The organism is Spirosoma liriopis, from assembly GCF_023196085.1.
Lineage (GTDB): Bacteria > Bacteroidota > Bacteroidia > Cytophagales > Spirosomataceae > Spirosoma > Spirosoma oryzicola.
Genome location: NZ_JALPRF010000005.1, coordinates 206,218 through 233,199, shown reverse-complemented (window position 1 = coordinate 233,199; position 26,982 = coordinate 206,218). Strand labels below are relative to the sequence as shown.

Annotated in this window: 18 protein-coding genes; 8 read left to right on the top strand and 10 right to left on the bottom strand. The window is 50.7% G+C overall.

Going from position 1 to position 26,982, the window contains the following annotated elements:
• Positions 1–121: 121 nt before the first annotated feature.
• Positions 122–1,633 (bottom strand): DUF4832 domain-containing protein, encoded by a 1,512-nt coding sequence (locus M0L20_RS24310; RefSeq protein WP_248479668.1) that lies wholly within the window; start codon positions 1,631–1,633, stop codon positions 122–124.
• 198 nt (positions 1,634–1,831) lie between these two features.
• On the opposite strand from M0L20_RS24310, the gene M0L20_RS24305 reads away from it, so the two are divergent.
• From M0L20_RS24305 to M0L20_RS24295, 3 genes are all read left to right on the top strand, one after another.
• The gene (locus M0L20_RS24305; protein WP_248479666.1) at positions 1,832–2,167 is read left to right on the top strand and encodes a DUF3823 domain-containing protein; all 336 of its coding nucleotides are present in this window, start codon (positions 1,832–1,834) and stop codon (positions 2,165–2,167) included.
• Between the two features lie 214 nt (positions 2,168–2,381).
• A complete protein-coding gene (locus M0L20_RS24300) occupies positions 2,382–4,328 on the top strand; it encodes a glycoside hydrolase family 2 protein (RefSeq protein ID WP_248479664.1) in 1,947 nt (648 codons plus the stop codon).
• A 28-nt stretch (positions 4,329–4,356) separates the two neighbouring features.
• Positions 4,357–5,568, top strand: a complete 1,212-nt coding sequence (locus M0L20_RS24295) for an enolase C-terminal domain-like protein (protein ID WP_248479662.1) — start codon at positions 4,357–4,359, stop codon at positions 5,566–5,568.
• Positions 5,569–5,613: 45 nt separating this feature from the next.
• On the opposite strand, the gene M0L20_RS24290 is transcribed toward M0L20_RS24295, so the two are convergent.
• The 5 genes from M0L20_RS24290 to M0L20_RS24270 form a co-directional block, all read right to left on the bottom strand.
• On the bottom strand, positions 5,614–6,627 hold the full coding sequence (locus M0L20_RS24290) for a family 43 glycosylhydrolase (RefSeq protein ID WP_248479660.1): 1,014 nt from the start codon (positions 6,625–6,627) through the stop codon (positions 5,614–5,616).
• A gap of 17 nt (positions 6,628–6,644) precedes the next feature.
• On the bottom strand, positions 6,645–9,212 hold the full coding sequence (locus M0L20_RS24285) for a TonB-dependent receptor (RefSeq protein WP_248479658.1): 2,568 nt from the start codon (positions 9,210–9,212) through the stop codon (positions 6,645–6,647).
• A 115-nt stretch (positions 9,213–9,327) separates the two neighbouring features.
• Positions 9,328–10,086 (bottom strand): LytR/AlgR family response regulator transcription factor, encoded by a 759-nt coding sequence (locus M0L20_RS24280; protein WP_248479656.1) that lies wholly within the window; start codon positions 10,084–10,086, stop codon positions 9,328–9,330.
• Entirely contained in the window at positions 10,083–11,192 is a 1,110-nt protein-coding gene (locus M0L20_RS24275; protein WP_248479654.1) for a sensor histidine kinase, read from the bottom strand. The genes M0L20_RS24280 and M0L20_RS24275 overlap by 4 nt, the downstream gene beginning before the upstream one ends.
• 189 nt (positions 11,193–11,381) lie before the next feature.
• Positions 11,382–11,735 carry a T9SS type A sorting domain-containing protein gene (locus M0L20_RS24270; RefSeq protein ID WP_232563262.1) on the bottom strand — a complete coding sequence of 118 codons (354 nt, stop codon included), beginning with the start codon at positions 11,733–11,735 and terminating at the stop codon, positions 11,382–11,384.
• 602 nt (positions 11,736–12,337) lie between these two features.
• On the opposite strand from M0L20_RS24270, the gene M0L20_RS24265 reads away from it, so the two are divergent.
• Both M0L20_RS24265 and M0L20_RS24260 read left to right on the top strand, forming a co-directional pair.
• Complete coding sequence (locus M0L20_RS24265) at positions 12,338–13,312, top strand: NADP-dependent oxidoreductase (RefSeq protein ID WP_248479652.1); 975 nt, start codon at positions 12,338–12,340, stop codon at positions 13,310–13,312.
• Between the two features lie 4 nt (positions 13,313–13,316).
• Positions 13,317–14,237 (top strand): helix-turn-helix domain-containing protein, encoded by a 921-nt coding sequence (locus tag M0L20_RS24260; protein ID WP_248479650.1) that lies wholly within the window; start codon positions 13,317–13,319, stop codon positions 14,235–14,237.
• Positions 14,238–14,629: 392 nt separating this feature from the next.
• Here M0L20_RS24260 and M0L20_RS24255 read toward each other — a convergent pair whose 3' ends face one another.
• Entirely contained in the window at positions 14,630–15,550 is a 921-nt protein-coding gene (locus tag M0L20_RS24255) for a bestrophin family protein (protein ID WP_248479649.1), read from the bottom strand.
• A 279-nt stretch (positions 15,551–15,829) separates the two neighbouring features.
• Here M0L20_RS24255 and M0L20_RS24250 point away from each other — a divergent pair, with 279 nt between their 5' ends.
• Both M0L20_RS24250 and M0L20_RS24245 read left to right on the top strand, forming a co-directional pair.
• On the top strand, positions 15,830–19,753 hold the full coding sequence (locus M0L20_RS24250; protein WP_248479647.1) for a PAS domain S-box protein: 3,924 nt from the start codon (positions 15,830–15,832) through the stop codon (positions 19,751–19,753).
• A gap of 8 nt (positions 19,754–19,761) precedes the next feature.
• Positions 19,762–20,172: a response regulator gene (locus M0L20_RS24245; RefSeq protein ID WP_248479645.1), complete on the top strand. Its 411-nt coding sequence runs from the start codon at positions 19,762–19,764 to the stop codon at positions 20,170–20,172.
• A 229-nt stretch (positions 20,173–20,401) separates the two neighbouring features.
• Here M0L20_RS24245 and M0L20_RS24240 read toward each other — a convergent pair whose 3' ends face one another.
• Positions 20,402–20,938, bottom strand: a complete 537-nt coding sequence (locus M0L20_RS24240; protein WP_248479643.1) for a response regulator — start codon at positions 20,936–20,938, stop codon at positions 20,402–20,404.
• 262 nt (positions 20,939–21,200) lie between these two features.
• Between M0L20_RS24240 and M0L20_RS24235 the strand changes: the two genes are divergently transcribed.
• On the top strand, positions 21,201–21,704 hold the full coding sequence (locus M0L20_RS24235) for a hypothetical protein (RefSeq protein WP_248479641.1): 504 nt from the start codon (positions 21,201–21,203) through the stop codon (positions 21,702–21,704).
• Positions 21,705–21,801: 97 nt separating this feature from the next.
• Here the strand turns inward: M0L20_RS24235 and M0L20_RS24230 are convergent, their stop codons facing one another.
• Together M0L20_RS24230 and M0L20_RS24225 are read right to left on the bottom strand one after the other, a co-directional pair.
• Entirely contained in the window at positions 21,802–25,230 is a 3,429-nt protein-coding gene (locus M0L20_RS24230) for a HEAT repeat domain-containing protein (RefSeq protein ID WP_248479640.1), read from the bottom strand.
• Between the two features lie 120 nt (positions 25,231–25,350).
• Positions 25,351–26,976, bottom strand: a complete 1,626-nt coding sequence (locus M0L20_RS24225) for a carboxylesterase/lipase family protein (protein ID WP_248479637.1) — start codon at positions 26,974–26,976, stop codon at positions 25,351–25,353.
• Positions 26,977–26,982 lie beyond the last annotated feature (6 nt).

The following is a 26,982-nucleotide window of genomic DNA, read 5'->3' as shown; positions in this document are numbered from 1 at the left end:
TCGGCGGGTGGTGTCGGTTTCTCAAAACCGACACCACCCGCCGACTCCACAGCCAGGCTTTACAAAGCGATTCACGGATTACTAAAAGAATTCGATTCTGTTTTACAACACAGCAGTTCCCTCAGGGTTCTACGGTCAGCGTGTGGTTGAGACGATTGTAACCGGTGGCAGGCTCCCAGACCGTCTCGTTTGCTAAACGAACGCTATATTCTGGACGGTTAGCTAGCGAAGCATAGGCATCAGGCAAGTTTAATAAAAGTTCGTATTGACCGGACTGTAACTTAGCGGGCAGCGAAAACGACTCCTGCCAGCGGATCGGACCACTAAACCACTTCCGAACATCGGTTTGACTTGCCAAAACGGTTAGCGCCCCCGTACCTTTATGCCGTAAGATTAGCTGAAGCGGGCGCGGGTTGTAAGGCGATGCGTAACCTACATTCTTTACGTTGATCTGACAGGTAATCGACTGCCCTCTCCGAGCCTTGGTGGGCAGAACAGCTTCTTCCAGCACAAAGCGATACCCTAGATTTCGACGGATTTTGGCCATACAACCGTCTGATTGCCAATCGTTGTTGACGGTATTGTTGTAGGCAGCGTTTAGGTAGCTGTAGTGCATAGCCGCCATTTCCTGTTCAGCCCTGCCGACTGGCGCACAGTCATTTTGGGGGCTAAAAGCGTCATCGCAGGTTTCGCCACCAATGGCCGTATAGTGGCTATCCTGTTCAAAATACCGCCGGAGCGTTTCGTTGGCAGGTCCCCGTTTTGAGGAAGAATTACCGTAATCGTAAAACGTACCGTAATCATCGGCGCTGGCCAGAAAGCAGTCGTTATGGAAGCCGACCCGCGCAATTGCCGACTGGCTATACGCTTCCTTTTCGCTCATGGCCAATGTGGTAACTGGTGCATTCGGTCCTTTCACAAATCGTTGTTTGATCTGTGGAGTGCGCACCTGCACCATCCGATCACTCGGAAGGGCATTTAACAAAGCGGTCAGCACCTCGTTCCGGTCATGCCAGCTGCTGTCGGGGATGACCCCAAGCTGGTTCATCGACGCATCGCCAAAGTAATCGGTAAAGTAATTTTCACCCCAGATACCGATAAATCCCATCTGCAAAACCGCAATGACATCGGCGTTTTTCGTTAACAACGGTTTGAGCTGAGCGATGTGTGCCAACACGACGGGCTTGCTGGCATCGCCGTAGGGAGGACAGATTTTATATTCGTCGGGGCAGTCACCGGTATGGGTTTTGTCCGTGTATGAAAAGCGTAAGATTAGTTTTATGCCAGCCGACCGAGCCGTGTTAAAATCGTTCTGAATCTTTTGCAGAAAGTCGGCGTCGATGGGTGACTTTTTAAAGCGTTCGAGCCGGTAAGCCCGGTAAATCAGCGAGCAAAAAAACGAATAGCTGGCTTTCCCAGGTTGTTGAGGCTGACGACGATAGCTCAGCAAAACGTCTTTGTCCAGCGGCTTGAATTCTTCCGTGCTGGTACCGAAAGGTATGTAAAAACCCCGTTCCGGATTGGGAAAATCCTGTAGACTTTCTTTGTAAATAATCCGTTTGGTTTGGGCAAAACTTGGCTGAAACAGCACAAGCAGAACACTCAGTAAGAAGAGTTTAGACCGGTTCTTCACAGGTTTGGCGAGAAAGAGTACGAAAGTAAGGAGCGATAATACATCTACTGCCAAATGTAACCCTTAAACGGACTCAAAAACACACGTTATCCATACGTGGAGCTGATTCTGTCAATCTGTCTATCAGTAGTTGTACGTAACAAAAAGGTCTTACCGCTACTCTTTTGCTAATACCGGTATATGTAAAGGCACTAACGCATGGTTCGTACACCTGCTTTTTTAGTTGGTAGCGGCAAAGTGACGGCTTCCTGCAAATTGGAGCAAATTATAACCGGAGCCAGCGCCAAAGCCATTGAGCGAGTGACGCTATACGTCAGTAAGACGCAATTTGTAGACAGTCGGACGAGCCTTGCTTCCGTTGATCTGAAAGGTGCCGACATCAAAGACCTGAACGCCGTTTCGCTTACCTCAGACTTTCCGGCCATAGCGGGGCAAAGCTACGCTTACGACCAGGATCGGCGTAAAAATCAGTGGGGTCGAGGATTTGCTGTTTTCGCCCGTACAAAAGGTTCAACCCTAACGCCAGGGCGTTAAACAGTAGGGCCACCCAGTTTTCTTGTTTTATAACTAGGTGGCCCTAAAAAGTCTTAGCATAACAGAACGCGGTTCCGCCATACTACCGCATTTCTATAAAAGCCATCTACACTCATTGGTCGATAGCAAGCCAACGGAATCAACCGTTCGACTCTCTGTCTGCCAATTGACTTATTTGTGACGTTAACCGTGTTTTTTACTTTTTCAAGTGCTTATGTTTCTTACTAACTCATTGACTACACCGCTCCGCTCCTGGCATGCGGCTTATCTATTGCTTGGCTTATCAAGCGCGGTTCTGGCACAATCGACCCCGCCTACCCCGCAGGTACGCAAGGCCCCCATCATGAGCCGCTGGGAAAAACAGATTACGGCCGAAAACGCCTGGCGTGAGTACCCTCGTCCACAGCTAGTCCGCCGACAATGGCAAAACCTTAACGGAATGTGGGAGTACGCCATCACCCCAAAAACGGCCCCCGCCCCAACAGCGTTTGCCGGCCAGATTCTGGTACCGTTCTGTGTAGAATCGACCGTATCGAAAGTTAACAAACCGCTCTCCCCCGACCAGCGGCTATGGTACCGCCGGAACGTAACCATACCTCGTGACTGGAACGGGCAACGGGTGTTATTGCATTTTGGCGCGGTCGATTACGAATGCAATTTGTGGGTGAACGGCGGGCTGGTCGGTTCGCACACAGGCGGTTCAGACGCCTTTTCATTTGACATAACAAACTATCTTAAAGACGGTCAGAATCAAGTGTTGCTAGGCGTAACCGATCCGACGTCGACCGATGAACAACCGCGCGGTAAACAGCTGCTTAACCCCAATGGCATCTGGTACACGCCAGTATCGGGTATCTGGCAGACGGTCTGGATGGAGCCGGTTCCCAAGGTTGCTCACATCGAAGAAGTACGCCTGACACCCGAAGTTGATTCGGGCCGGGTACGGGTAGATGTGTCGTTGAACACGACGCTGGATAAGCCCACAACGGCGATTCGGATAACCGCGCTGGATGGCAATCAGACCGTAGCCACGACGATAGTACGAGAAGGACGCCCCGCTCACCTGCCCATCAGCAATCCCAAATTATGGTCGCCTGACCGCCCGTTTTTGTACGATTATCGCGTCGAACTGGTAACGGTAACCGATCCTTTTGCGGGTCGCCCCAACAACCAGCGGATGCACCGAAATGAAGGGGAGCGAGCCGCTTACGCGCAGGCAACAGTAACGGGCAATCCAACCGACGTTGTTACGGGCTATTTTGCCATGCGTAAAATCGCGCTCGGTCCAGGTCCAGTCGCGCAACAGCCGGTGCTGCTGCTCAACAACCAGTTTGTGTTTCAGAACGGACCGCTTGATCAGGGCTGGTGGCCGGGTAGTTTGTTAACCCCTCCTTCCGACGAGGCCATGACGTTCGAGATTGATTTCCTGAAAAAGTCGGGGTTCAACATGCTCCGTAAGCACATCAAAGTAGAGCCGGATCGCTACTACTACCTCTGCGATAAGCTCGGAATTCTAGTCTGGCAGGACATGCCGTCGGGTTTTCTGGAAGGACAGAACGAATGGCCGGGCGATCAAAGCGAACCCGTTCGTCGGTCAAAGGCGAAGGAACAGTATGAACTGGAACTGCGCCGGATGATGAATCAATTGCACAGCCATCCCAGCATTGTGACATGGGTGGTGCAAAACGAAGGTTGGGGACAATACGAAAACCCACGTTTAGCGGCTTGGGTTAAAGGAATGGACCCGAGCCGGGTGGTCAACGCCATCAGCGGCTGGAACGACCGGAACGCGGGCGATTTCTACGACATTCATACCTACGAACCAGAACCGAAGGCCCCGGCCCCGAAATCAGATCGCGTGGTGGTCATCGGTGAGTTTGGTGGTATTGGCTGGCCGGTGCAAGGCCATTTGTGGAATCCTGACATGCGCAACTGGGGTTACCAGACCTACCATTCGGCTGATGAGGTCCTAAAAGCGTACCAGAAAAAATACGCCAAGATCATTGATTATAAACAGAAACAGGCGCTGTCGGCCGCCGTCTATACGCAGACAACCGACGTCGAAGGCGAAGTCAATGGCTTGCTGACCTACGACCGGGAAGTAATCAAGATTCCGGTCGAAACACTGCGTCAGATTCACGCACCCCTTTTTACCAAGTAATCACACCGTCCGGCAACTATTTTTATCCATGAAACGCAGACACTTCTTACACCAATTGACCGGCGCAACGGCTTCTGCGCTGGCCTGGAGTCCGTCGGTATTCGGCAAAGCCGCTCAACAGGTCGGTTTTGATGACCTCATGCAGCACAAAATTGCCGATGTCAGTTATACGGAGGTGCAACTGACGTGGCCGCGTTTTGTGGGTAAGAATGCCCGACGCGATATTCATGGTTACGGCCCCAAAGTCACGGTCTGTACGCTGACGACGGATCAGGGGGCCAAAGGCTGGGGGCAACCCAACGGTCGCCGGAATGATGAAATCATTGCCTACGTGCGGGGCAAGCGGGTTGCCGATTTATTCCAGCCCGCTCAGGGAGTGACTGACCCCAAAGCCCTCGCGTTTGATGTACCGCTGCACGATCTGGCAGGCATAATTTTAAACCAACCGGTTTATCAGCTGCTTGGTCAGCGAAAGCCTATTCTGACCAAGTGCTACAGCGGCATGATTTATTTCGATGAGCTGGAGCCAAAGGCGGGGCAGGTGCAGACGATGGCAAACGGCATGGACAAAATCATCGAGAACTGCGCCAGCGACTACAAACTTGGCTACCGACAGTTCAAGCTGAAAATTGGACGGGGTAATATGTGGATGGCAAAGGATGCGGGCTTACAGCGCGACATCGACGTGACTAAACTAGTAGCCAAGACTTTTCCCGACTGTGAGATTCTGGTCGATGCCAACGATGGGTACACCGCTGACGGAGCGATTTCGTATCTGAAAGGGATCGGAGATATTCCGCTATTCTGGTTTGAGGAACCCTTCGCCGAGACCGTGGCCGATTACCGCAAACTTCGCGAATGGACCCGTGCGAATAAACCGAAAACCTTGCTGGCCGACGGCGAGTACGAACCCGACCAAAATCTTCTACGCGACTTAGAAACGCAGAAGCTGATCGACGTGCACATTACCGACATTATGGGCTATGGATTTACCCCCTGGCGGAAACTGATGCCGGAACTAAAAAAGATGAGCATTTTGGCGTCACCGCATGCGTTTGGCGAAATGCTGAAAACCAACTACACGGCCCACCTGACCGGCGGCCTTGGCAACACGGTAACCATTGAGGGTGTTCCCTGTACCAGCGACGACATTGATTTTGGCGATTATAAAATTGTAAAAGGGCAGCTTGTCCCGTCGTCTGCGCCGGGGTTTGGTATGAAATTGCTTAAAAACGCCTGATCTATTTCGGCTAAGAAAAACGAAGCCAATGCTATCCTCAACAAGTTAAGGCAGCATTGGCTTAGCACCTTTCCAGGTCAGCTTTTCATTGGACAACAGCCAGGTATGACCCTTGTCGTTATTGCCTTGGTAAAACAGATAGGTTTGTTTGTTCGTATCGTCAAATACGTGCGGATGTCCTGATTCGCTGGCGTTCCAGCTACCCGGTGTACCGTTTTTCAGAAAAGGTTCTGACTGCATCCGTTCCCAGTGCAATCCATCTTTGCTGTGTGCGACGCCAATCTGTTGCGGCCAGTTGTTGTAGGCTCCCGCATAAAACATCACCAGCTCGCCGTTCCGCTCGATTACCGACGCCCCTTCGATGCACTCTCCTTCCCAGGGCAGTTCTGGTTTTAAAATTGGCCCATCGGTAGACAGTTGCTTCCATTCGTCGCGATTGAAGGTCGTTTTCAACGGCGTTACCGCCACGCCCAGAATCTGATTTTTATAGGCCGGATCGCGGGTAGCGAAGTAAAGAAAGTAGTTATTCTTAAACCGATACACCTCCGCATCAATCGCCCGACCGCAGTTCCAATCGCCCGTGGGGCGAAAAATGGGATTGGTTGTGTTACGCGTGAAGTGAATGCCGTCGTCCGACCACGCATGACAGATGGCGTCTTTAGGGCCACCTCCGTAGGTCTGGTAGAACAGGTGTATTTTTCCGTCTTTCAGCAAAGCACCGGGCGCGCAGATACCCGCTTTTTCGTAATCAGCAACGGGAGGTATTTCCGCAATTTTCTGCCAGTCAACGAGATTCCGGCTCTCGGCGACACCAATTCCCCAACCGTGCTTTACCCCGGCAGAGTCTGTGTAGGCGGGTACGGAAAAATACATCAGGTAACGGCCTTTGAACTTAACCACGTGCGGATCTTTTGCATAGGGTCGTCCTAGTCGCGACCGGTCGCCATACATCATTTTTCGGGGCTCATCGCGGTGAACAGCGAGTGGACGCAACCAGCCGCTGTTCATCGTCAACAGGATCGCCAGACATATGGGCACCGCAACGTGGTATCGTTTCATTGGTTATTTATTCCGGATTAAGGGCGAGACTGACCACCCGTAGACCCTCCTCCCGCTTGAGTCTGGCTAGAACCATCACTCTTCACGTCGTCATTGTTGACCGATTTTGCTTTCCGACGGGGGGCCTCCATCGTCATCTTGCCAATTTTAAGGGTAAATGTCAGGCGAATACCCCGGTTATACAAGTACACATCGTTGACCTGACTCAGCAAGGGCGAGTTTAATACCGTATGGATGTTAAATCGGTTGGTAAGAAAGTTTTCGGCGGCTAGGCCAAGGCTGGCTTTCTTGTTGTTGAATTCTTTCTTGACACCGATTGTGTAGAAGCCGAATCCACCCTGTCTTCCCTGCAATTGCACCTGCGAGCCCTGCATAAAGCCAAACGCCTGAGCCCCCCATCCATTTTTGAACGTAGCGTTCATAAAGGTACCCCCACTGATATTGAACCCGTTGTTGGTTTGCTCAATGGAAGCGCCATCGAGACCCATCGTCTGGCCGGTCAGACTCGTGTAGAAGGCATTTAAAAACAAGCCAACCGTAATTTTTGAACTAGCGGCTACGTTGGCAAACAGGTTGGTACCGTATGCATGTTGACGACCGATGTTCTGATAGCTGGTGACAATAGCGCCCGGTATCGTGTCGGAAGGCTGGCTAACCTGCGTAATGGCGTTGTTGGTGACGCGACCGAAAAACGTTGCGTTGATAAACGTTTTGCCGATGGATTTACTCACTCCTAATTCAACGTTATTGGTCAATTCAGGATTCAACCGGGGGTTACCGATGGTAATGTTCTGGGGATTGGCCGCGTTGAAGTTTGGATTTAACTGTTGCAGACCGGGACGCTGAATCCGGCGGTTGAACCCAAGTTTGAGCGTTGTTCCCTTGAACGTCCGGGAAGCATTTACGCTAGGGACTAATACGCCATAATCACCGATACCGAGGCTACCGCCTTCACGCGTACTGGCATCGATAAAGGTATGCTCGTAACGCAGTCCTCCTTTGAACGTGTAGCGATTTTTTGTCGTGAATGTGTAGGATGAATAGCCAGCAGCAATGTTTTGATGGTAGGTCAGTTCGCCCAGTGTATTGTTTGCTTCCGTCGTAAACCCACCCGATGGTCCAGCCAGCAAGTAGCGGTAGTCACTGTTGACTTGGCGGAAGATAGCTTTTCCCCCAAATTCCAACAGCTGATTCTGCCGAATGGGCGTCTGGTAATCCGTTTGCAGCGTGAATTCCTGGTTGACGTTTTTGTTCAGGTTTCGTTGACGGGCTGTTAACTCGCCACTGCCACTGAACAGGTTTGCGTCAAAGTTATTGGTCAGATCATTGCGGCTATAAAGCGTTGACACACTCCATTCCTGCTGCGGTTTGAACGTGTGCAGGTAATCGACGTTTGCATCCACTGTGCCCGATAGATTCTTAACGTCTACATTTCGATTCCCGGTTGACACGAGCGTGTTGTTGGTAAACAATTGCGTTACCAGATCTTGCTGATTGAGCATGTTCCGCACACCATAACGAACACCGGCTGTGATACTCTGGTTTTTAGCCAGATCGTAATCGAAGCCCAGGTTATACTGACCGAAAAGACCCGAACTGTTGCCGTTACCACTTTGGCGGGTTAGCGTCGTTACGTCGTTTACCTGGCTGGTCTGATCAAGGTTAGTTTTGGTGATGGTGTTATACATGGCTCGCCCAAAACCGCCCAGCGTAAAACCCGCTTTACCTTTGCGATAGTTGCCGTTCAGTGACAGCATGGAACCCCGGTTGCCTACCCCCGAATCGACATTGAGGTTTAAGCCTTGCAGGCTGTTTTTTTTGGTAATGATATTGATTATCCCTCCGGAGCCTTCCGCGTCGTACTTGGCCGAAGGACTCGTGATGACTTCCACGGTTTTGATCTGGTCAGCGGGAATTTGCTTGAGCGCATCCGACACGCTACTGGCTACAATTGTAGACGGCTTATTGTTGATCAGCACTCTAATGTTCTGGCTTCCGCGAAGCGACACGTTGCCGTCCAGGTCAACGGTAAGCATCGGTACTTTCCGCAGAACATCGCTGGCGTCGCCCCCTTTTGACGTAATGTCTTTCTCCGCGTTATACACCAGCCGGTCTACTTTCTCTTCGATCAGCGCAGCCTGCCCCACCACCGTCACTTCCTCCAGCGTTTTGATGCTGGACGAAAGTTTGATCACACCCAGATCAAGGGTTTGTCCATCGGTGAGTGTCAGGTTGGTGATGGTCTTATTCCGAAAACCGACAAAGCTGACCAGCACATCGTATTGACCAGCAACCAACTTGGTCAGCGTAAATTTTCCTTTCTCATCGGCGACCGTACCGTCCACCGCTTTTCCGGTGGCCTTTGTATAGAGTGCTATACTGGCAAATTCTACAGCTTTAGCTTGGGTCGAATCCATGACGGAACCAACAATTCGGGCACTTCCTTTTGGGCTTTGATCACCCGCCGTTCCCGGCAACGCCTTGGCCGGGGCTGAGGGGGGGATTGTCGGAGATTGAGCCTGGCCTGGCGTTAGCAAACTCCCTACCAGCAAAAGGGTAGTGATTAGGAAGAGGTTCGTTTTCATAGCTTTTGTTTGACCTGACAAAGGTTAAACAGCGCACGAAGCCTTGAAAACAAAAACGGACGAAGTAAGGATTCCACCGGATAGACAACGGTTAATGACTGACGAGTGTAAAGGCTTATCGACCCAGCCAATCTTTAAATTCGGAAACGCGGCTCATGCTGACAAATACCTCCTGCCGGGCTGTAGGCCGCAAATCAAGCTTTAGCTTCCCGGCAGAATACGCATTGATGGATAGAATGGCCGTTCGGGCGACGATGAACTGGCGGTTAACCCGAAAGAAATGAGTGGGATTCAATAAACCGGCTACCTGATCCAGACTGTATTCAAGCGGCAATAACTGGCCCCCTTTCGTGACCAGAAATGTGGCTTTGTCCTCGGAATAAAAGTAAGCGCTATCGCTCACCTCCACGCTGTGAATCTTAGTACCAATACTGACCATAAACCGCTCTTTGAACCCACTGGGCTGCGGCTGTTGCATAAATTGAAGCAGTGCATTCAAGTTTGGCAATGCGGGTTCGCTTCGGATGCTTTTGAATTTGGTCAATGCGGCAACCAACTCATCGTAATCGACGGGTTTAAGCAAGTAGTCGATGCTATTGACCTTGAAGGCTTTAAGCACATACTCGTCGTAGGCAGTGGTGAAGATTACAGGCAGGGTAAGATCAAGCTGCTCAAAAATGCGAAAAGCCAGTCCGTCCTCCAGGTGAATATCCATAAAGGCCAGATCGGGTTGTGGATTTCCGCTAAACCAGTCGACCGCTTCCTTTACCGAAGGCAGTTGGGTAAGCACCTGCACACGGGGATCATACTTTTTCAACATTCGCTCCAGCTGGTGAGCGGTACGGTCTTCATCTTCAATAATGACGACGTTCATGGTAGGAGAGGGATTTTGACGATAAACGATTCATCCTGTTTGCCATACTCAATCGTCCGGTCCGTGAGCAGGGCATAGCGGTTGATAATGTTTTGCAGACCGACACCCGTAGACCGTTCGGGTTGGTCGCGGGGTTGCCAGGGATTTTCGATAATCAATGTTTCATCCTGGCAGTAAATCCGCACTTGTAGCGGTTCCTTGACCGACATGCGATTGTGCTTGACGGCATTTTCGACCAGCAACTGAAGTGATAAGGGGGCAATACGGTACTGGTTCAATTGAGTCGGTGAAAGATCGATAGACACGTCAAACTTGTTTTCAAAGCGGATCTGAAGCAGAAACGTGTAAGCACGCATGAAATCGACTTCCGTTTTGAGCGAGACAAGTTCCTGGTCCCGCTGTTCGAGGCTGTAGCGGTACACTTTAGCCAACTGCTTGATATATTGCTCGGAAAGATCCGCATCCTCGTGTACCATTGAGGTGAGAATACTCAGGCTGTTAAACAGAAAATGAGGACTAAGTTGGTGTTTCAGGGCTTCTACCTGACTAAGCGCGGCTTCTTTCTCCGAGCGTTCTGCCCGAAGCTGGACATCTTTCAGTTGCTGATACGAGCGGGAGATAATGGTTAGATAGAATGTCGATAAGATAATGACCACATTAAAAACCTGGTTCACCCGTTGCAGATAAGCAAATACCTCGGGAGAAAACGGGGGTTCATGGGGTTCGGAAGGCTGGCCCAGGTAAACTTGAAAAAACAGGGTAAACAAGGCCGACAGGATCAGGTGAAACACTTTGGCGTAAAGCGCAGCCAGACCCAGCGAGATCAGCATCGTCAGAATCATGGCCAGCCAGTTAAATTCCAGCAGAAAGTCGGCACCAAATAGGCGGAATAGCTGCTGCTGAATCCAGTCAGTAGCCGTAATCCAAATAAAGAATAGCCCCAGAGCGATTGATACAAAGACTAAAACAAACGGAGCAATCTCCAGCAGCTTGGCCGGATTGCGCACGGACTCAGGCAGGTTCACGTACAAGAGCATGGGTGAATACAGCACTATAAGTCGTATGGCTATTTGCCATTTTTGTCGGAAGGTTAGTTTGTCGGCCATGATCGTTGTCTGTAAGAAGGCCAAATCTTCCGTTGGCTACTAAGTAGGCGTTGAAAGTAGTGAATCAAGCCGCTCTTTTGAGTAACAGCAAAGCCCTGACTAGCTCTTTCTCCGTAAGCGTGACTAGACAGGGCATTGATAGTATGAACTGTAGCACAAGCGGCTAATGAAAATTCCTCCACTGCGCTTCTATTCCTGGATCGTTACCGATTGTTGGCTGGGAAGATCGGTGATGGTAAATGCTTTCAACGTACGCTCTTTACCAACGGCAACCGAAAGCTGGTATTGGCCTTCTTCCAGGTTGGATATATCGAATTTTTGTTGGACCCCGTCGCGCAAATTGACATTACCCGAATAGAGCACATGTCCTTTATCGTCCCGTAAGGAAATAGTAGCCGTTGCTTTTTCGGGAGCAACGATTAGTCTAAGCTTTTCCTGACCAATCAGCGACGTGGTAACATGCGGTTTGGTGGGCTCACTGGTTTTAGCGAACGATGCGGAGCTGGCTACCAGCCCTGCCATCAGGATAAAAATCTTTTTCATGGTCTGTCTATTGTTTACTTGTTGTTGGTTGACAGCTCAAAAGTAGGCTGGTGCTTGATGGTCAGAAAGTTAAAGGTGACAGAATCGAGAATCTGGGGGATGAGCGTCGGGTTTGGCGCGACGAGTGCAACAGCCAGACCATCGATAACAATGGGGTAAATGACCCAGGCTTATTTAGACCTATCACGTATTTCACGGACCTACGGGCGAGAGCTATCACGAGCTAAAGAAAGCGTACTATCTGGAACAGTCCGATATCCCACCCGTTTTAGCGAAGCTCGGTTACGACTGGCGTGACTTTATCAACGAAGATGCTTATCCCATTTTGAAACAACCCGCCCCGGCACTTTGTACCGACCGCCTTGACTACTTTTCCGCGATGGCTTATCTCTGGGTCTACTGACCGCGCAGGAAGCCAGCAACGCCATAAATCATTTGACGGTACAGGCTAATCGTATTTAGCCACTACTTCTATTTCAGATATCAGGAAGTGGATAGTCGATCTTATAGTACGCATGATTGAATTTTGGCTAAACCAAACGGTATTCCGGCTAAATCCGTCAGAACACTCGTGCTGACCTTTGCAAAAAGAAAATAGCACGATGAAAGCAATTAGAATCCATGCCTTCGGTGGACCCGAAGTGATGAAACTCGATGAAGTTGAACAACCTATTCCCGCTGCCGACGAAATCCTGGTGAGGGTATATGCTACTAGTGTCAATCCGGCGGATTATATTATTCGTCAGGGTGGTAACGAGGTGTTGCGGTCTTTCCTGAAATTACCCCTGGGATTGGGGTTGGATGTGGCCGGCGTGGTCGAGCAAATCGGCAGCGCAGTCACTCGCTTTAAGGTGGGGGATAAGGTGTATGGCGTCCCAAATTTCCCCGGCAATGGTAGTTATGCCGAATACATTGCAGCCAAAGCCAGCCAGTTTTGGTTGATGCCTCAAAACATCAGCTTTAATGAAGCGGGAGCGCTGCCCTCCTGTGCCTTGATTGCCTGGAATGGCATCGTCGATCTTGGGAACGTTAGTCCAGGAAAACGGGTGCTGATTCACGGGGCAGCTGGTGGGGTCGGTAACCTGGCCGTGCAGTTTGCCAAGGCCAAGGGTGGCTATGTGATTGGAACGGCTTCGGCTCATAATGTTGAATTTTTGACCGAGCTAGGGGCCGACGAAGTGATCGATTACCGCAACCAGCAATTTGAGGAATTATTGCACGACATTGACGTGGTGTTCAATGCCTCGCCGGTCCGCGACGAGAGCGTCCGGATCAAGTCGGTTGAGGTGATGAAGGCAGGTAGTATTTTTGTATGTACGCATCTGGACGAACCCTTTAGCGACGATTTTTTGACCGCACTGGCTCAAAAGAATGCGACAGCCACCCTGGTTGGGCAAGGAAGCGTAACGACCTACACGTCATCCCTGGACGGGGTAACCCAGCTTATTGAGGAAGGAAAAGTAAAAGCCGTAGTGAGCCAGGTATACCCTTTGGAGGAAGTGGCCCAGGCCCACCGCCAAAGCGAAACCAAACACGTACGCGGTAAAATTGTTCTGCAAATACGAAACGAAGACTAGTCCCGTGAAGCGCTTTAAAACCATCAGCGAGTTTCTACAATTCCGACGCCTGCCCCGACCGGAGCACCCGCTGATTAGTGTGTTTAAAGTAGAGTCCGTTGAGACTTCGAATCTTCTGAACGAACCAGCGTCCTGGTGTTGCGACTTCTACTGCGTTGCGCTCAAGCGCGTAGCTAGTACCCAGGATGTCAAATTGAAGTATGGGCAGCAAACTTATGATTACGACGAAGGTATTCTATCTTTCGTATCACCAAATCAAGTACTAAGCCTGACTGTTGATCCGAACGCTGTCCAACTCAAACAATCCGGATGGATGCTGCTCATTCATCCGGATTTTCTCTGGAACACCTCCCTGGCCAAAACCATTCATCACCATGATTTTTGGGACTACTCGGTCAATGAAGCGTTGTTTCTATCCGAAAAAGAAGAGATTCAGCTGGTTACGATTCTAAACACGATTCAGCAGGAGTGCCATTCAAACCTGGATACGTTTAGTAAACGCATCATCGTTTCGCACTTGGAAACCCTGCTCAATTACGCCGACCGCTTTTACCACCGGCAGTTTATCACCCGGGAGAAGGCCAATCATCAGCTTCTGGAACAGTTGGAAACGTGGCTAAATGCTTATTTTGACCAGGATGATCTAATTACCAAAGGGTTGCCAGCGGTTGGGCAGATAGCCGATGCCTTACACGTATCGCCTAAATATTTGAGTAGTCTTCTAAAAGCACTAACCGGACAAACCGCCCAGCAGCACATTCACCAGAAACTAATCGAGAAAGCGAAAGAAAAGCTGTCCACCACGGATCTAACCATTAGCGAGATCGCTTACGAATTAGGCTTTGAGCATCTTCAATCGTTTAGTAAGCTGTTCAAAACAAAAACCAACCAGTCTCCGCTGGCGTTCAGGGCTTCCTTTCATTAACAACTGCAATTGCTCCCAACGTCAACGGACCCGATTGACCACTTTGTATAAATTCACGACTAACCACTTTCTATCCCAACAAATCCTCACTTTTCGTTAGTCATCGACAAGATTGTGCATTGCTTCAACGATCTGTTGTAACGGCTGACCGTTGAATGCAATAGGCAGTCACTCGCACCCTTTACGGCAAATTGGTCAGTGGCTTTATCAGCCGTTGGGCGTGTTGTTTCGCCTTGTTTCTACTTCCTCCTCCGTATAGCCTGCCGTTCGAAAAGTCCCGTAAAAAATAAAACGGCTCAACATTATTCGTGTGTGCATACTAACAGGACAGGGGCGGCAACGGAATGAATTCAGCAGCAAGACCAAAATCGATCTGTACTGAACTCAATTTACTAATCGATAATAGGACCTGGCAACCACACATTGGGAGGAACTGGTAAGCCAGCCATCTCCAACAAAGAGTGTTCAATCGTTAGACTCATCGCATTCAGCGCCAAATCATTCGGTTCGTTACCAAACGGCTCACTGATCTCTTCCACAATCGCATCCAGTGCCATGAAGGTGTACCCAATGAAGGTAACCATAACCGGCGTCATCCAGCCAATGCTATCGACTAAACCAAACGGCAACATAAAACAGTAAATGTAGACCGTTCGGTGTAGCAAGACATGATAAGGAAAAGGGATAGGCGTGTTTTTGATCCGTTCACACCCTCCGACAACGGACGAGAGCTTGTCCAGATTTTGATCAATGCCCATTTTGGTGATGGCATCTAGCCGACCCTGTTGTTCCTGTATCTTTAGCCAAACCGCCATTTCTTTTAAAATGAGAACCGGGATAAACTGGCGTTGGAGCAAGGTCGCACTCAGCGAAGTTGGTAAGAGTCGGTTTAGATCCCCAGCCGGGTTTGTGTTTCGAAGCTGATGCTTCAAGGCATAGGCGTTGGCAATAGCGAGCTGAACAAACAGGTTGGTATGGCCGGCCTGACTATCCGCTGAGGTAACATAGGCCAGAACCTGGCGAACAAGCGAGCGACTATCGGTCAACAGGGCTCCCCAAAGCTTACGACCTTCCCAATAGCGGTCATAAGCGGCTGAATTACAGAATCCCAGAAAGATTGCCAAGGCGACACCCACTAATGTAAACGCAGCGGGATTAAGGGCGATTTTATAGTGAAACAGGACACCGTGATACTGGTAGATAAAGACCGAAAACAAGGCGAGTAGTAGCAGTCTGGGCAGAATTTTCGACAGCACTGATCCTCGCCATATGAACAGCATCCGAAGCCAGTTTTCGCGTTTTCTCGTAATCATAGCATGAATCTAAACCAAACCACCGCAAAATTAGGGAAAAGCGGTTTGGCGATTATACTCGATGTTTGCTGTACTTATTTTTCTAATGTACCGACTTCGTTTGCTTGTAGAAACGGGGCATTTGACGAGATGAACGAATCTATTTATTGTAAGTAACTTTCAGGTAAGGGTAGTCAACAGTTCCCGTTGCCTAGTCGTTTCCTAACGATTTTGCTCGCTCGGCTATTCCCTGCCAGGAAAAATTAGTTTTATAGTTTTAGGCTTTCTTTTAACCTGAGTATGGCTTCTTCTTTTCAACACAATGGTGCCCTAGAACAACAGTCTGCTGATCTGCTAGCGACCCAGAAACTGCTCAGAGCTACTTTGGACGCTACCAAAGATATGATTCAGGTCTTTGAAGCCGTGCGAAACGAGCAGGGTGAGATTGTCGATTTCAAATGGATACTCAATAACCACGCTTCCGAGAAAATCTACGGCGATGTACTTGGTAAGAGCCTGTTGACACTCAACCCAGGTGTAGTAGCCGAAGGTATTTTTGCGGCCTTTAAACAAGTGGTCGAAACTGGCGTGCCCCAACAGTACGAGAAGCAGTATGTCCACGAGCAGTTTGATGGCTGGTTTCATCAATCCGTGGTTAAGCTGAATGACGGGGTGACCACCACTACCTCCACGATTACCGACCGCAAGCAGGCCCAAGAACAGATTAAGCATAGTCAGGCATTTTTGCAATCGGTCATCGACAGCTCTCTGGATATCATTCAGGTCTTCAAAGCGGTACGGGATGAGACGGGCAACATCTGGGACTTTGTCTGGGTCATGAATAACCAGAAAGCCCTTAATCAAAACGGGGATGTCATTGGCAAAAGCCTGTTAACAATAAATCCCGGCGTGGTTCAGACCGGGATTTTTGACCACATGGTCGAGGTAGCCCAAACGGGTGTGCCTTATGAGCATGAACAGTATTATGCCCATGAGCAGTTTTCGGGCTGGTTCTACCAGGCACTGGTCAAAACCGACGACGGTGTCGCCATGACCACCCGCGATATTAGCCGACAAAAACAAGCCGAGCAGGAAATTCTTCGCCTGAAAGACGAGCTAACGCAACAGGTAACCGATAAATACCAGGCTCTTTTTAACTCCATCGATCAGGGATTCAATATCATCGAACTAATCTTTGACGACAATGGGCGCGTTGTCGATTACTGGCAACGAGAGCACAACCCGGTCTTTACCCGAATGACGGGAATCAAAGACGCTATCGGCAAACGAATGAGCGAACTGGTGCCTTATGTCGAACCGGAGTGGCACCAGATGATTCAGGACATCTACTACACCGGTGAGCCGATACGCGTTGACTATCCCGTCGGGGCGCTTGGACAATGGTTTACGGCGTACATGTCGCGGGTGGGTGGCGAAGGCAGTCCGCTGATTGCCTGTGTGTATGATGACATTACCGAACGCAAGCAGCGGGAACAACACCAGGCGTTTCTGCTTCAGCTATCGGACACCTTACGAACGCTGGACGACTTTCAGACCATCGAAAACACCAGCCTGCAAATGCTCTCCGATATGCTGGGCATTGATCGTTCCTACATTGCTACTTCGACTAAAGGGCAAGACCATACCGTAGTTAGAGCGGCTTATAACCCAAGTGGTCTGACTTCCTTGGTAGGCAATTATCGAATGGATGATTTTTCCGAAGGAATCTACCGGATCGACGAACAGACCTTACTTATTGAAGATATAGCTACGGAGCCTACCCTTTCTGAATTAACCAGAACATCGCTTAAGTCTATTGACCTGGCGGCCCTACTTTCGGTTTCACTACGCGAGGGAGAGCAACCTGAAATGTGGTCGTTTGTTGCGGCCAACTCTAAGCCGAGAAAATGGACGAAAGGGGAAGTAGAGCTAATCGAAACAGTTGCTGAACGCACCTGGGCTGCAATCGAACGAGCTAAAGCCGAGGAAGCCCTTCGCCGGAGTGAGGCCCATCTGGCAACTATTTTTCAGGCGGCTCAGGTCGGCATTTCTGAAATTGATTCTACGGGTCGATTTACCAGGGTCAACGACAAATTATGTCAGTTACTGGGTCGCTCGACGGCAGACCTGCTTACGATGAACGTGAGCGACGTAACCTTCGCGGACGATATTTCGACCAGTGAGCAAGCGCTGCAACAACTTATAGATACCCGAGAGCCCGTATCGCTGGATAAGCGATACGTCGGAGCTGACGGGAAGCTGGTGTGGGCCAACAGTTCGATCTCCCTGCTACCCTTCCTGAATGAGTCGCCCCAAACCATTGTGGTTATTACCGTTGATTTAACCCGCCGTCGGGAGGCCGAAGAATCGTTACGACAAAGTGAAGAGCGCTATCGGACGCTGGTCGAAAACCTGCCCGATTATGCCATCTTTCGGGTTGGGCTAGATGGACTAATCAGCGAGTGGCTGGAGGGGGCGCAACGGTTGACGGGCTATGCCGTTGACGAAGTCATTGGTCAGCCTGTTTCTGGCCTGTATACACCGGAAGCGCAGCAGGCAGGTGACCCCACGGACGAACTGAATGAAGCGCTGCAAACGGGACGGGCCGAACACGAAAGCCTGCGGATTCGAAAAACCGGGGAATACTTCTGGGTGAACGAAATTACAACGGCCATTCGACTGGAGACAGGGCAGGTCGTCGGCTTTACCAAGATCAGTCGGGACATCAGCCGACGGAAACGGGCACAGGAAACGCTCCGCCAACACGAGCAACGAACTCGTCTGGCCGTCGAAGCAGCCGATATGGCGACCTGGGAGTGGCACCTGATCACCGATGAAGTGTACTGGAACGAACAACACTTTCGCCTGCTGGGGATGGAGCCTCAGCAGGAGCCGGTACCTTCAGCGGTATTCATCAGCCATATTCATCCCGATGACCGATCGTGGGTAACGGCGGAATTATTGCGGGTTATTGCGGAACAAACGTTGTTCGATGTCGAATTTCGGATTGTGCGCGATGACGGGGGATTACGTTGGCTTAGTGGCTACGGCCGCGTGACCAAAGTCAAGGCCGATGTTTCCGTTCAGATCAGCGGGGTCATGCTGGATGTTACCGAACGAAAGGAAGCCGAAGAGGCTCTCAAACGCTCCGAAGAACGGCTACAGAAAGCTTTGTCGATCCGAACGGTAGGTGTCATCTACTTTGATCTGGAAGGAACTATTCACGATGCCAATGACGCCTTCGGACGCATGAGTGGCTATACCCGGCGCGACTTTATCGAAGGACGAGTCCGTTGGGATGAACTGACACCGCCTGAATTCATGGCCGTAACCCGCAACGCCCAGCAGGAGTATCGATTAAAAGGCGAGAATACACCGTATGAAAAGCAGTACCGCCGTCCAGATGGAAGTCACTGGTGGGGCTTATTTGCGGGCAAGCAGTTGGGAAAAGATGACTATATCGAGTTTGTCCTCGACATCAGCGAAAGCAAACAGGCCCAGCAGGCGCTTGAAGAAACCGACCGCCGTAAGGATGAGTTTCTGGCAATGCTAGCCCACGAATTGCGCAATCCGCTAGCCCCGGTCCGCAATGGTATCCAGCTACTAGCCCAGACCCACGCTGATGATCAGGTGCTGGGAACGCTGCTGCCCATTATGAACCGGCAGATGGATCACTTGCTTCGAATGCTGGATGATCTGCTGGATGTGAGCCGCATCAGCCGGGGCAAGATTGAGCTGCGAAAAGAGCGGATAGATTTGACTCAGGTAGTCAACCAGGCAATCGATGCCATACAGACTCTATATACGGACTCCGGTCGGCAGTTAAGCGCACAGCTGCCTGCCTATTCGTTGTACGTGGATGGCGATGCGACGCGGTTACACCAAGTAGTGACCAACCTACTAACCAATGGCCTGCGCTATACCAACCAGGGAGGACAAGTCTGGCTCACCCTGGAGCCGGTTGGGGAACAAGCCATACTGCGGGTAGCTGACAATGGCATCGGCATTGCCGCCCACCAATTGGACGCCATTTTCGAGCTATTCGTTCAGGCCGATACCTCGCTAGCCCGCTCGCATGGTGGCCTGGGTTTAGGCCTGACGCTGGTAAAAGAACTAACTGCCATGCATGGGGGACGGGTAGAAGCGCACAGTGAGGGCCTTGAACTAGGCAGTGAGTTTGTCGTATATTTACCAATCTTAATTGCTGAATCCGTCGGAAAATGACAACTGGTGTGAACCCACAATCCCCTGTCAGGCGCGTTTTACTCGTCGATGACAATGCGGATGCGAACCTGATTTTGAGTATATCGTTACGATTGAATGGATATGCTGTTCAGTCGTGTATCAGCGGTCAACAGGCACTGGAAATCACGCAAACCTGGACTCCCCACGCTATTTTACTCGACATCAGTATGCCCGGTATGGATGGGTACGAAACTTGTCGTCGGCTACGGGAGCAGCCTGGGGGGGATCAGGCTGTGATCGTTGCGGTAACGGGCTATGGACAGGAAGAAACCCGTCGGCGGACGCGGGAAGCGGGCTTTGATAACCATCTGGTGAAGCCGGTAGATGTAGCTGCTCTGCCGAACTTACTTAGTGAACTTATTGATCAGAAGAATGCCGATGCAGCTATAGATAGCTAATCAATAATTACTTTGCTGCCAAAAAATACGGAGACCACACAACGATGGCGATTCATTGTCTGTGAATCGATCTGTGGCTAGACCAGTTATCAAATCTGGATCATTGGTCTTTTTCATCACTTAGCCCGCAACCACTCTACGCTAATGTGGCTAACGACCAAATTGCAGTACCCGACTTTACGGCTCAGCTATAGCCGCTGGACGAGTTACTCGACCAGAAAAAGGCTTATCACAGAACCGACTTTTCCCAGTAGTTGATAAGCAACGAAAAATGCTGCTGCCAGTCTTTATAATTGGCTGGTTTGACCACATAGTCATTGCTGGCGCGGTCAAAGGCACTCGTCCTATCCTCCCCGTCGTTCGAGCGGCTTATCGTAATGACCGGCACCGCATCAAACAGCGGATTGGCTTTGATGCTTTCTAGCAGAGCCAAACCGGCTTCAGCCGTGGGGAGATATAGATCCAGTAAGATCATAACAGGTAAGCTTTTCTCGCTCAAGCCATAGGAATTCAGATAAGCTATCGCTTGATCCGCGCTCGAAAGCCAGACGGGCTCTGCTTCCTGAAATTGCTTTGACAGCATCCACCGGATTAGAAACCATTCGTCAACATTGTCCTCAATAACCAGGATAGTTGGTTTGCTAAACTGCGCCAGTATTGATTCAGAATAGGTTGTTGGAGCTAGACTATTTTGCTCGAGTAAGTCAACAATCGTCTGGGTTACCTGGGCTCGGTATTGAGCGAGTTGGATCTTAAATGAACGCATAGGTGGCCGTTTGCTCTTGATGGTGAACTTTATATGTTGCATCCTTGCAATGAGTAACAGCCGAACATTACAAACCAAACGGGAACGAATAGGGTAAACCAGAAAAGTGAGGAAACGGCAAAACAAAGCAAGCCACTATGGTAACTAGGCTTCAATAAGGCTACGAGAAGTACTTTAGTTAGGCAGTGGGTCTTATTATAAACGCTTTAGTCAACGCTTTATCCGTAATTTTCCGACTCTGTTTCTAGCCACCTACTCAAGTATGACTTTGCACGTAACCTCTTCCCCAGGGGATAAACCCTCTAATGACTTCTCCTGTCAACTCGACAGCATTGAAGACGCTTTTGACGCCCTTAATACCCTGGTTGTGGTCGGACAAACCCTACACGGCGCTTACCTAGTCGACCAAGATCATATCTTTACAATACCCGTCGCGGCCTTTGATGGACAGCCTATTGGTGATACCATTACCAGACTAGAAAAAGAGTGGCAGTATTTATTAGATAAGCCTTCGCCGGATAAGGCTAATAATGCAAATCAGTTTTGGCAGGAGCGAGTCGATTCGCTGACAACTCGTATTCAAAATGCGCAGCGCATGATCGCCAATGTTGAGGGCTTGCTGGCTCGCGCCACTGAATGGAAAGCAGGAGCGCTGAAAACGCATACGGTTAATCGATACACCCGTTACATTATTCGAGAGAAGGCTTACTTGATGAAACTATCGCGCTTGCAGAAAATGGCTCAAGGAAAGCAGGGGGAACCCTAATCTGTGGCGAACCTCAACGAATTTCTCTAAAGCGTATTCATTAAAACAATCTTAAACAAAAAAGCCGGACTCGCTAGTGATGAGTCCGGCTTTTTTGTTAATTCTTGTCGTCTTTTAGCGTTGCCAAAAAGCTAACTACGTCTCGAATTTCTCGTTTACTGAGCAGGTATTTCATATCCGGCATACTCGACGGAGCAGAGGTTCGTTTGGCGATTTGATCCTTCCGAACAATGATGTCAGGATCATCACCACTTTTAAGAACCAGTTCCGAGTCGGTTTCCTTTTGCACAATACCGCTGAGCGTTTTACCGTCCTTCATATCGAGTATAGCTGTTCCAAAACCAGGGGCTAAACGCGCGCTTGGATTGATAACCGCTTCGAGCAGTTGCTCGCGGGTCAGGCGGCTGGCTACTCCGTTGAGCCGAGGTCCGGCGTTGCCACCCAAATCATCGTAGGAATGGCAGCGGATGCATTGCGCCGTTTGGTGACGGAAAAAGATGCGTCGGCCTTTGTCGGGTTCACCGCCGAACAGACTGGCCTGGTACGAAGCCAGCACGGCATCGGGCGACTGTTTGCCCAGAATCGCTTTGTGCTTCGCAATCAGTTGGGTCGAGTGCGTCTCAGCGATTGCTTCCTCCAGTTCCAGTGTCACTTCGACGGGTATTTTCCCAGCAGACAGATCAGTCAACAATTGATCGAAGATTGGTTTGGTATTCGCGATCGGCAGTTTTCCCAGCGTGACCAGGGCTGCCTGTTTTTCTTCCGTCGAATGCGTTTTTAGCACGTCGGCCAGTTGAGACACCATCTGCGCTTTGGGCATGCTGGTTTTGCCAATCAGATCTAGCGCGGCAACCCGCACCCGCTTGTCGCCATCAGCCAGCGCCGTTTCAATCGCTTTCCCGATTTGTTTATCGTTCAACGCAGCCAGTGTCCGCAAGGCTTCCTCCCGAATTTCGGGATCTTTATCGCTTTTCAACCGATCCATCAATACGGGTCCAGCGGTGCTTAACGACAATTTACTGATTGCCCGAATAGCGCTTTTACGAATTGCCACTTCTGAGCTGGTAGCCAAACTCGTATACAAATCCGCTGACTTCGTTTTTAGCGAGGCCAAATCGCGCGTGATCGGGCCTCGGTACCGACCATCCACCCGGTCGAGCAGCGATGGTTTGGCCCAAGTGCTCAGGGCGTCCAAGGCTTCGGCCCGTAAGGCTACGGGATTGTTCGTTCCTTTGGCGTACTGCATTAGATTCTGCATCGCTTCGGGCGTTCCCACGCGCAGATTAGCGTTGATGGCCCGGCGAATAAGCGGCTCGTTGGTAAACTTCGTACTGGCTAGCACATTACCCAAAGCGGGCAGCGCCTGCGGAATCGACAAATCGTCGTTGATACCACGGGCCGCTTCAGTTACGATAAACTCGTCGCTGTCTTTCAGGAAGTTAGCGATACCTGGATTATTCATCCGGCGCAGGGCCACAACCGCAGCGATACGCACCGCCCGCGATGGGTGATTCGACAGGGCAATAACGGGCTCCGCTTTACCGATGCGAGCCAGCGCCAGACTACCCGCGTGCCGGAGGTACGTATCTTCGTCTTTGTTATCTTCCAGCAACGCAATAATTGGCTGAATCGCAGGTGCGTACGCAATACGACCCAATGCTTCGGCAGCAAAAAAACGCGTACGGCTATTGCTGTCTTTCAGCAGGGGAAGTAAGGCCGCCCCGGCTTCTTTGTACCGCATATCGCCCAGCCAACGAGCAGCCTGCGCCCGAATTTCAGCGTCTTTGTCGGTCAACAGCGGCATCAGGCGTTGCGCGTATTTCGACTCTTTACGAGCCAGCTGACTCAATCCCCAGATGCCATGAATACGGGCCAACTGGTGGTCGGTCTGCTGGATCATCTGGCCAAAAGCCGTCGCCCCTGCGTCGCCCCGCTTCACGAGTTCGAACTGCGCTTTCTGCCGGACGCGCATATCCGCATTTTTCAGATAGCTGCTTAGATCGCTGATCGACGTTTTACCAAAATCCTGAGCCAGCAGTTTTTTGGTCAATGCCCGTTCGGCCCAGTTCGCTCCGTCTTTATCGTCCAGTTTCCAGATGCGGCCGTAATCTTTCGTATCCCAACCGTTGATCCAGTCGGCTACGTACATGGCACCATCGGGTCCGAAATCCAGGCCGGTAGCCAGTACATTACTCAGAATTTTTTTCGACTTGTCCAGCTGGAACGACGCGCCTTTTGGTTTCAGCGTAAACGCGTGGATGCCTGACTGCGCCGGACTACCGACAAATTCTGCGATAAAAAACGTGTTTTTGTATTTCGGACTCAACGCTGTTCCGGGATTGTAGAGCATCCCCGCCGGACCACTGACAAAGTTGGCCAGTGGCGGTAGGATGTAAGCCGCCTGTCCGTCGAAGCGCGGTTTGTACATCTGCTCATCCATCCAGACTTTATAGGTATTGTTGAGCGGATCGCGGTATTTGCCGTACTGCCAGTTGCTCCGCCAGCCCGTATCGGAACCGTTGACGATATACACCAGCCGCTCTTTTTCGCCGGGGTGATCGCCATCGTTGTCTTCGCTAATCAGGTTGCCATATTCGTCAAATACAAATTCATGGGTGTTACGAACGCCGTAGGCGAACACCTCAAAGTCGCTACCATCGGGATTGGACCGCACCACAACACCACTGTTCGGATGCTCCCATTTACGACCATCGGGACCCGTTCCGTTGAAACCGATATCCCCAATCTGCCAGTAAATCCGACCGTCGGGACCCATTTCAACGCCAGAAAGACCGTGACCACTAAACCCGACGTGGACACCATAGCCGTGAGAAAGCGATTTCTTTTCGTCCGCAATACCGTCGCCGTTCTTATCGCGCATCCGCCAGAGGTCGGGTGCTACCGCCACGTACAGGTCGTTTCCTTCAGCCAGCACCCCGCCCATTACGTCGGTTGTTTCATCGTGAAAATCTTCAACCGCCAGCTTCGACAGGTCGGCCACGCCGTCACCGTTTGTGTCTTCCAGCCGAAAGACCTGCTCTTTCTCCACGGTCATGTCACGCCAGTCGTGCGAACCGTCGCCGTTGACGTCTTTCAGCCATTCGTTCTTTTTGCTATTGGCGGGCGAAAGAACCCGGTGCAGAAACGCCCGTTTGTCTTCAACGGTCTGTAAACGGTTCGACTCGATTTCCCAGTCCTGGTGACCGCGAATATCGAATTCAGAATTTTTCTGACGGTTGGTGCGGGTATAATACAGCCGGCCAAGATCGTCAATGTCAATGGCAATCGGGTCGGACACAAGCGAGTCAACGCCCCACACATTTAACGTAAGCCCTTCGGCTAATTGAGGTTTGACCAAAGCTTCGACAGCCTTGGCCATTTCAGCCGCTTTTTCGGGAGCCAGCCGCTTGATCCGCTTACTGATCGGATCATCCATGAATCCGGTGAGCCCTATCCAGCCCGTAAGGCCAGCAGCCGCCAGGGGTAAAATTGTTTGTCGAAACGTAAATCGGTTTATCTTTTTCATTCAACGAATCGGTTGCCGGGCCATTGCGTTATCTTTCCCGGTTAAACGCATGCAATCTATTGTAGAAAGTGGTTTTGGCAGTCAATTTACTGCCAAAACCAACTCGTATAACGGCAATCGCTACATTGATTTACCCGTAGCAATTTCCAGCACTTCTTTGTCCGGGTTGTTTTTGATCTGGCAAGCGTTATCGAACATCATCGTAGCGCCGGTTTCGGCTGTGAACTGCGGCCAGTTGGGCAAGCCTTTATGGTTTGGATTTCCGGTACGGGCGAAGGCAATCCAGGCTTTGCTCATTTTATCGGCTAACGTATGGGCTTCTTTGCCGCCCCCCGTCATTTCCTCACACCGGCTGATGTTGTCAAACACAAACGGTAGCTCCATGCAGTGCATCGATTTGTAAATACCGTCGTTCACCGGTGAATTCCAGGTAAACAGGTACATGTACACCGGAGCCGCTCCCGCAACCGCTTTCTGGCTAGCCTGGCGAACTGCCCCGGCCCGAAAATTGATGTCGATGTCCATGTAATCCGATGGTGTTGCCGTTTCGGGGTACGCTTTCTTGACGGCAGTCAGGTACGACTCCGTTTTGTCGCCGAACCGTTTCTGAAGGCTGGCTTTGGCTTTCGTCATATCGGTTTCCCGGTTAGCCGGGTTGAATGGACCGAATTCGGTTTTGGTGCTACCCACCAGGAGTGGAATCGATTTGGAAAGGGCTATAGCCGCCTGATCCGAAGGTTGGTAAGGCAGAAAGTTTCCGTCGTGAACGGGCCCCCAACCAAGTCCGAAAGCGGGACGCCCCTCCCCTTTCAAGGTTTCACCTACTTTGCGTAGGGCTTTTTTACCAGCTGCGTTCAGGCGCTCGTACGAAATCGTTTGCAACGAATCGATCTGAGTTGGTTTGAGATTGAGTTCATCCAGCAGGGCCGCGCTTACTTTTTTGGTGATGTCGCTTTCGGTGAAACTGGTCAGGTAACTACCGCTCTGCACAATGGCTTTCTGGAACAAGCCCTTTGCGGAGGGCGCATTCATCAAACTAGTTACTTTGCCGCCCCCACCCGACTGACCAAAGATGGTCACGTTGCTGGGATCACCGCCAAATTGAGCGATGTTTTGCTTGACCCATTGCAGCGACGCGACCAAATCCATCAGACCCGCGTTGGCCGAATTTTTATACTTATCCCCATAAGCCGATAAATCCAGGAAGCCTAGAATGTTCAGGCGATGGTTTACGGTGACGACCACTACATCGCCTTTCTTGGCTAGATTTTCACCGTCGTAAGAAGGCAGTTCAACCGAAGAACCCGACGTAAAGCCACCCCCGTGAAACCACACCATGACCGGTCGCTTTTTACTGCTGTTAACTTCCGGCGACCAAACGTTCAGGCTCAGGCAGTTTTCGTTCGTGTAGCCCCAGTCGTGGTGAAACGGAAATTCGATTTCGTCGTAAACCGTCGTTGTCGGGTCCATCGGGCATACGGGTCCATACGTCATCGAACTGCGCACGCCCGTCCAAGAATCGGGTTTAGCAGGGGCCATAAACCGATCGGCCTTAGCGTACGGAATGCCTTTGAAGGTAAACGTACCGTTGTGAATATAGCCTTTAACTTGGCCGGATTCGGTAGGAACGGTAGCGACTCCTTTCCCAGCAACGATCGGCGCTGAAGTGGTTTTGCTGCTTTGTGCATTGGTCATCAGCGGCAGCGACAATGCCATTAAGCCGATCAAAATAGTTTTGTTTTTCATGAGTTT

Excerpts from the sequence above, each read along its gene's own strand:
- M0L20_RS24305 (WP_248479666.1), top strand. The coding sequence starts at position 1,832 with ATGGTTCGTACACCTGCTTTTTTAGTTGGTAGCGGCAAAGTGACGGCT.
- M0L20_RS24275 (WP_248479654.1), bottom strand. The coding sequence starts at position 11,192 with ATGGCCGACAAACTAACCTTCCGACAAAAATGGCAAATAGCCATACGA.
- M0L20_RS24225 (WP_248479637.1), bottom strand. The coding sequence starts at position 26,976 with ATGAAAAACAAAACTATTTTGATCGGCTTAATGGCATTGTCGCTGCCG.
- M0L20_RS24295 (WP_248479662.1), top strand. The coding sequence starts at position 4,357 with ATGAAACGCAGACACTTCTTACACCAATTGACCGGCGCAACGGCTTCT.
- M0L20_RS24290 (WP_248479660.1), bottom strand. The coding sequence starts at position 6,627 with ATGAAACGATACCACGTTGCGGTGCCCATATGTCTGGCGATCCTGTTG.
- M0L20_RS24270 (WP_232563262.1), bottom strand. The coding sequence starts at position 11,735 with ATGAAAAAGATTTTTATCCTGATGGCAGGGCTGGTAGCCAGCTCCGCA.
- M0L20_RS24240 (WP_248479643.1), bottom strand. The coding sequence starts at position 20,938 with ATGCGTTCATTTAAGATCCAACTCGCTCAATACCGAGCCCAGGTAACC.
- M0L20_RS24280 (WP_248479656.1), bottom strand. The coding sequence starts at position 10,086 with ATGAACGTCGTCATTATTGAAGATGAAGACCGTACCGCTCACCAGCTG.
- M0L20_RS24265 (WP_248479652.1), top strand. The coding sequence starts at position 12,338 with ATGAAAGCAATTAGAATCCATGCCTTCGGTGGACCCGAAGTGATGAAA.
- M0L20_RS24230 (WP_248479640.1), bottom strand. The coding sequence starts at position 25,230 with ATGAAAAAGATAAACCGATTTACGTTTCGACAAACAATTTTACCCCTG.
- M0L20_RS24255 (WP_248479649.1), bottom strand. The coding sequence starts at position 15,550 with ATGATTACGAGAAAACGCGAAAACTGGCTTCGGATGCTGTTCATATGG.
- M0L20_RS24250 (WP_248479647.1), top strand. The coding sequence starts at position 15,830 with ATGGCTTCTTCTTTTCAACACAATGGTGCCCTAGAACAACAGTCTGCT.
- M0L20_RS24300 (WP_248479664.1), top strand. The coding sequence starts at position 2,382 with ATGTTTCTTACTAACTCATTGACTACACCGCTCCGCTCCTGGCATGCG.
- M0L20_RS24285 (WP_248479658.1), bottom strand. The coding sequence starts at position 9,212 with ATGAAAACGAACCTCTTCCTAATCACTACCCTTTTGCTGGTAGGGAGT.
- M0L20_RS24235 (WP_248479641.1), top strand. The coding sequence starts at position 21,201 with ATGACTTTGCACGTAACCTCTTCCCCAGGGGATAAACCCTCTAATGAC.